The following is a 5,699-nucleotide window of genomic DNA, read 5'->3' on the forward strand; positions in this document are numbered from 1 at the left end:
TCGTTACGGGACGGGCTATGTCAACACTGACTGCGAAACGTAATATCAGGGCGAGCCGTCCCTAACGCACCACCGGGTCTGGGAACAAGAAATAACGAATTTAAATTTACATCAGCTTACCTGCGTTCCCTAAAGTTATGCGTTCGTTTTTTTAAATTCATTCTCAAATTAACTCCCCAAAAAAAATTTATAAAAACCCTTGACAAATCTAATTATAATCATTACAATAATCATTGTAAACATAATTCAGGTTCTTAACCATGTCTCAAAACTTTATCCCGAATCAAAACAATAATCCTGAGGAGTCTAAGCAAAAGAAACAACGAATTAAGTACATTAAGGGCTCTCCTGAAGGAGTCACCAATACTATTTACTCCCTTTCTGCACTCGGGTATGCAAAGGTTTCCGACTGGAGTCCTTTGCAGCCGACGGGTATTCCAGGGCAAGTAATTAGTTTTGCAACCAAGTATTCGACTTGGCGTTAACACGTTAAATTTCTGGGGGGGTTTCCCCCCTGGCAACGACTCCAGGCTGTTCGCGTAATGTGACCTTTGCCGAATAAAATAGGATCACATCCGGATTGATTCGGGAAGTGAGAGACATGACATAGTGTTTACTGAAATAGCCGTGGATATTATTTCTACGGCTATTTTTTTTTGCTATAGATGGGTGTGGAATGTGAGTTAAGCAAGCGATTGATTGCTATCATCGTGTTATTGCGAACGCGCCCCGCGTGACCTACGGTCAATCGCACAAGCGCGGAAGCTTCGCTTCATCCCGTAGCGTGGCCAACGGCCAATCGCATCAGATTCCGATTGGAGTTATTTTCAAATAGCCCAATCTCAATCACAGCAAATTCAGTACAAAGAAGCACCGTCAAACCCTCTCCCCTGCTGTCATAACAATATAATTTAAATCAAGACCAGCTTAGGATAAGTCAATCTTGATCTAAAATATCAGAAGTAAAAGGACAATTCTGGGGGAAACTAACAGATGGATAATTCCTCTTCACCTTCTTCAGTGGATATCTGTAGCAATCCGTAAAGACCGATTCAAGATAAGGCTTGAGGCTAGGAGATTCAGACAACAGAAGATTAATCTGTTCTCTTTGTTCATCGATAGTATTTTCCCAGCCTCGATAATCAGGCTCTGAATCTACGTACTGCCTTTTTAGCAAATGTTCCATCAAAACCTTAAGTCGGCTCTGAAGCTCTCGTCTATCGGATCTTCCCAAGGATGCTATCTCCTCAATTAAATTGTCTATATCCAACTCATCAAAGTTTCTGGTTTTGAGTTGCTGGCAAGTTGTCTCAGTCCACAGAACGAAATCCTGATCATACAAGTCACTATTATTCATTGCTGGTTCATCCTTTTCTATTTTTTTTGTAACGATCAGATGCTCTCCCGTTTTCAGGTAAAACTGTCGGCAAAAAATAACACTACTCTTGAGGATTTCAGATAAAAAATTAACAGCATAGAGTCAACTAATCAAGGGGTATTTTATAGTTGATATATCCTCTTTTTTTATCTTACCACAGGCAATCCTATGGGGAGCTTCTGCATTATCAAAATAAAAGCCACCTGGTAGCTTTTAGTAACAAGAGAAAGTTTTTCGTTCTGAATCTAGCACTAACGGCATAATCCCTACATCGCACTTTGCTCTTGAGATGGGCGAGGCACGGGATTCCTAGATAAGCCTAATTGAAAGAATATGTATGCTGCTACTCCTGCGAGGAAAGCAAAGCAAATAACAATTATTACTACAAACTTAAGTATAGATTTGGATTCATCAGATTTAGAGGTTTGGCTTAGAGTTTTTTCCTCCTGTCGGTTTTGAAGCTCCACCCCTTTAGGCATGCTTTGGTCAAAATCGATAGATTCAGCAACCGTACCACTCACACTCAAATCATCTGCTATAAATGATGAAGCAATTGGCTTAAAATCTACCCCGACATCTCCTACTGTAAGACTTCGACTTTGATTCGTGTAGTTTACGTTTTCGATATTAACGGGCTCAACGTAAACCGAAAGATTATTACTTTTAAAAAAATACTTGACACCAGAATTTTTTTCATCCTTAGTGGCATTTTTTTCCAAAAACCCTACTATTTCATTAAAGTTAATTTTTATATGCTCGAAAACTTGAGATCGTACTTTGTTTTGATTTGTTTTTTTAACTTTAGAATTTTTAACTAATTTTTCAATAGTTGAAAATAATTTACGAAAGTAGCTAGCTGATACTTCTTGGATTTCAAATACGAGTCTTTCAGATAAGTTTTCAGGAGAAATAAGAACAAGACATGGAAGATTGCTTAACTCCACGTTCAACTGTCTAGCAATATCATAGGCTTCAGACTTATCGTAGGGTTTACTTCTAAACCAGTTTAGATCCAAACCAGATTCAATCATTCTCCTCCAATTGTGATTTGCTTGTCTCCACTTAGGGGAGGGATTCTCCAAAAGATAGATAGTACACCAATCTCCCGTTAGTTTGTCTAGAGCATCAAAGTGTTTTCTTACATAAAGGGATAATTTTTCATCTTCATCCGTATACAGCAATATTCCAGGTATCAAACTTTTCTCGGATGAGAAGAACGATTTTTTGATAGATTCATTAAGCGATTCTTGATTTTTCCAAGAGAGTAGACTTTCAAAAAACTCTTTTTTATTTCGGACTGGAGCATTAGCAGTAATGCTGATCAGGATATTTGCTTCACTGAAATCTGCTTCATCGAAACTGGCTCCTTTTTCTCTAAACACATGAAGCGAGTCACTGGAAATTTTTATTTGACGGAAGCTTGCGCAATTAAAATTAGCACCGCTACAGATTATTGAGTCAAATCCTTGCACTTCGCTAAGATCTGCATTGTTCAAGTCTGCCCAGTTAAAATTGGCTCCGGCAAGATTTGCTTTCGTGAAATTTACTCTACTAAGATCCGTCCAACTCAAATCGGCTCTGTTCAAAATAGAGCTACTAAAATCAACTCTGCTAAGATTTCCGTTTTTGAAGTTTGCTTCACTCAGGTCGGCTTCACTAAGATCGGCTTCGGTAAGATCTCGTTCTTCCGCACCATTATTAACAATGTCCCAAACCAAATACCATTTTTGGTCAATAATTGCTCCCTGAATTTGGGTGCGGTGTAATTTTGTATAGTTGAGGTTCGCTCCCCTAAGATCTGCTCCCCTAAGATCTGCTCCCCTAAGATCTGCCTCACAGAAATTAGCTTTGACTAGAATAGACTTGGCAAGATTAGCTCCATTAAGCTTTGTTCTTGTGAAATCGACCCTACTCAAATCAGCTTCACAAAGATTTGCTTCTTCAAGGTCAGCCATACTTAGATCAAGTCCTTGAAGCTCTCGCCCTTCTACACCATTATTAACGATGTCCCAAACTAAATACCATTTCTCATCAATAGTTGCTTCTTGAATCTGGGCTTCTCGTAAATTTGCATGTTCGAGGTTAGCTCCACTAAGATTAGCGCTACTGAAGTTTGTTCCATTAAGGTTTGTTGTACTAAGATTTGCTTGATACAAATTTGCTCCAGTAAAGTTACTACCCCTTAAATTTAGTCCGCTAAAATCTACTCGACTGAAATTCGACAAACTAAAGTTGGTCTGATTAAGGTTTGTATGTGCATAGAATTTTACTCCATTAAGGTTTGCCCTAGTAAGATTTGCTCCGCTGAGATTTGTTTGAGGAAATTTTTTATCTTTCAGGTTAGCTTCGATAAGATTTGCTTTACTAAGGTCTGCTTCCTGAAGAATTGCAGTACTAAGGTTTGCTTTATAGAGGTTCGCACCACTTAAGTTTGCTTTGTAGAGTGAGGTTTTGCTAAAGTCTACTTCACTGAGATCTGCTCCACTGAGATCTACTTTAAAGAGGTTTAATCCTGTAAGATTCGCCCCCTTAAGCTTAGGAATAAGAGGATTTAGCTTTCTCCATTTATTCCAGACTTTGAAACCTTGCCGCAGTAAGTTAATATGCAGGTTGTTTGCCATTTGCTTTACCTTCAGAAAACTAAGCCTAAAGAGTGGATCATTTTAAAAATTAGGGTGACACCATAATTTTTAAAAAAATAATAGTTACAGCCCCAATAAATTGGTAATTAAAGGCAACAATTTACTACATGACTCTGCTAGTTTAGCAACATTAGGTAAGCCAGAAACCGTTCCTTTCAATATTTTCATTGCTGTCTTTGCCTTCTTTTTCATAGCTTCATCATTAGGATTATTTCCAACTTCAGCTAGAATTTTCACCTGCTCCAAAGCTTCAGCTTTGTCGTCATCATGTAGATCTGACGAGGTAGAGATTGCCTCAATTAGTTGAGACAATAGTTCTTTGATACCTGGTTTTGTAGGATCAGGGGAAGCAGGTAACTGGTTTATGGACTCGGCAACTGTACCGCTAATCTGAACGTTATCTGACATCATTGCTGAGCCGATTGGTTTAAAGTCCCCTCCTACATCGCCAACTGTAAAGCTCCGACTTTGATCAGTATTTTCATTCATAGTTCAATCACCTGGCACAAATTTAGATTGATATATAGCAATCCTAAATCATTTCTAAAATCCCTGGACTTATTCAAAACTCCCTGCTTATCCCTTCCCTTCTACCATCGGGTGCATCTCATTTTTGAAGTTTGACCTCGTGGTGCGTTACGGGACGTACTTCCACAAAACTGGCTACAGCTTGCTTCTTGGCGAGTCCGTCCCTAACGCACCCTACGGCTTCCACGAATCAGATACGATTATTATATTTCTATTCCCGACTCCCGACTCCCGACTCCCGACTTCCGACTCCCTAAATAAACAAAGGTTGACCATTGAATTAGTCAAGGGACACAACTATACATCCCTACAACCATCAACTGTCAACCTTTAACCAATAACTATTGCAATAAGCGCGTTTATAAATGAGATGTAAACCTAGCAAGGATTTTGTTATTGGACAATAAAACTGAGGATCTCTTTACCCTCTTGCCTTTTGCCTTTTGCCTCTTGCCTTTTTCGCCAAGAATTGTGTTTACAACCCAGATACAAACGCGCTTTGTGACCTCTAAACCAGCCACTTAATACTAGAAATTCATTTCAGCAGCTTGCACTTTCTCTACTTGCTTCTTCTTCAGAACTAGCAAAACTTGAGATAGCATAATCGCGCCGATGAAAAGCATCAACCACTTAATCCGAGCTGGGTCTTGTAAGACCACTTCCACATCCCTTTGACCAAATCCACCAACATTAGGATCAGTACTCAGAGGTTGTCCTGATACTACCTGATCTCCTTCAGCAACCAGTAACTCTGGGCCAGGGGGAACCGTATCAACTACAGTCTCGCCATCTGGGGTCTTGATAGTAACGTCGTAGCCAACATACTCTTCAAATGAAATTTTGGTAATTTCACCAGTGGCAGAGGCATTGAAGGCATTATTATTGCTAAGGTCTCCAGTGGGGTAAACCTGACCCCGTCCCCGGTTACCACCGACATGAAGCTGGTATTTACCAAAATAGATATCTTGCTCAGTTCTGGGGTCAGGAGACAGAACTGGGAACACAATTTCTTGATACTCCTCACCTGGTAGAGGACCAACGAGTATTATATTTTCCTGGTCTTCGCTGTAAGGTTGGTAGTACATGTTTTCGGTTTCTTCTTGCATTTCCTCCGGAATCCGGTCAGGAGGAGCAATCTTGAAACCTTCGGA

Annotated in this window: 5 protein-coding genes and 1 pseudogene; 2 read left to right on the plus strand and 4 right to left on the minus strand. The window is 39.7% G+C overall.

Features of this window, described 5'->3' with window-relative positions; translation table 11 throughout:
- Window positions 1-260 precede the first annotated feature (260 nt).
- Entirely contained in the window at window positions 261-485 is a 225-nt protein-coding gene (locus tag F6K20_RS21920; RefSeq protein WP_287296013.1) for a hypothetical protein, read from the plus strand.
- Window positions 486-937: 452 nt separating this feature from the next.
- Here F6K20_RS21920 and F6K20_RS21925 read toward each other — a convergent pair whose 3' ends face one another.
- From F6K20_RS21925 to F6K20_RS21935, 3 genes are all read right to left on the minus strand, one after another.
- A complete protein-coding gene (locus F6K20_RS21925; protein WP_008186795.1) occupies window positions 938-1,357 on the minus strand; it encodes a DUF29 domain-containing protein in 420 nt (139 codons plus the stop codon).
- A 287-nt stretch (window positions 1,358-1,644) separates the two neighbouring features.
- On the minus strand, window positions 1,645-3,999 hold the full coding sequence (locus tag F6K20_RS21930) for a pentapeptide repeat-containing protein (RefSeq protein ID WP_008186797.1): 2,355 nt from the start codon (window positions 3,997-3,999) through the stop codon (window positions 1,645-1,647).
- 84 nt (window positions 4,000-4,083) lie between these two features.
- Entirely contained in the window at window positions 4,084-4,509 is a 426-nt protein-coding gene (locus tag F6K20_RS21935; protein ID WP_008186800.1) for a hypothetical protein, read from the minus strand.
- Between the two features lie 124 nt (window positions 4,510-4,633).
- On the opposite strand from F6K20_RS21935, the gene F6K20_RS21940 reads away from it, so the two are divergent.
- On the plus strand, window positions 4,634-4,882 hold the full coding sequence (locus F6K20_RS21940) for a hypothetical protein (RefSeq protein WP_287296015.1): 249 nt from the start codon (window positions 4,634-4,636) through the stop codon (window positions 4,880-4,882).
- A gap of 193 nt (window positions 4,883-5,075) precedes the next feature.
- Here F6K20_RS21940 and F6K20_RS21945 read toward each other — a convergent pair.
- Window positions 5,076-5,699 (minus strand): annotated as a pseudogene (locus F6K20_RS21945) (apocytochrome f); the annotation flags it as partial.

Source organism: Moorena sp. SIO2C4 (genome assembly GCF_010672485.1).
Classification (GTDB): Bacteria; Cyanobacteriota; Cyanobacteriia; order Cyanobacteriales; family Coleofasciculaceae; genus Moorena; species Moorena producens.

Bases quoted from the DNA above. Each gene is read 5' to 3' on its own strand.
- F6K20_RS21935 (WP_008186800.1), bottom strand. From the start codon at position 4,509: ATGAATGAAAATACTGATCAAAGTCGGAGCTTTACAGTTGGCGATGTA.
- F6K20_RS21920 (WP_287296013.1), top strand. From the start codon at position 261: ATGTCTCAAAACTTTATCCCGAATCAAAACAATAATCCTGAGGAGTCT.
- F6K20_RS21925 (WP_008186795.1), bottom strand. From the start codon at position 1,357: ATGAATAATAGTGACTTGTATGATCAGGATTTCGTTCTGTGGACTGAG.
- F6K20_RS21930 (WP_008186797.1), bottom strand. From the start codon at position 3,999: ATGGCAAACAACCTGCATATTAACTTACTGCGGCAAGGTTTCAAAGTC.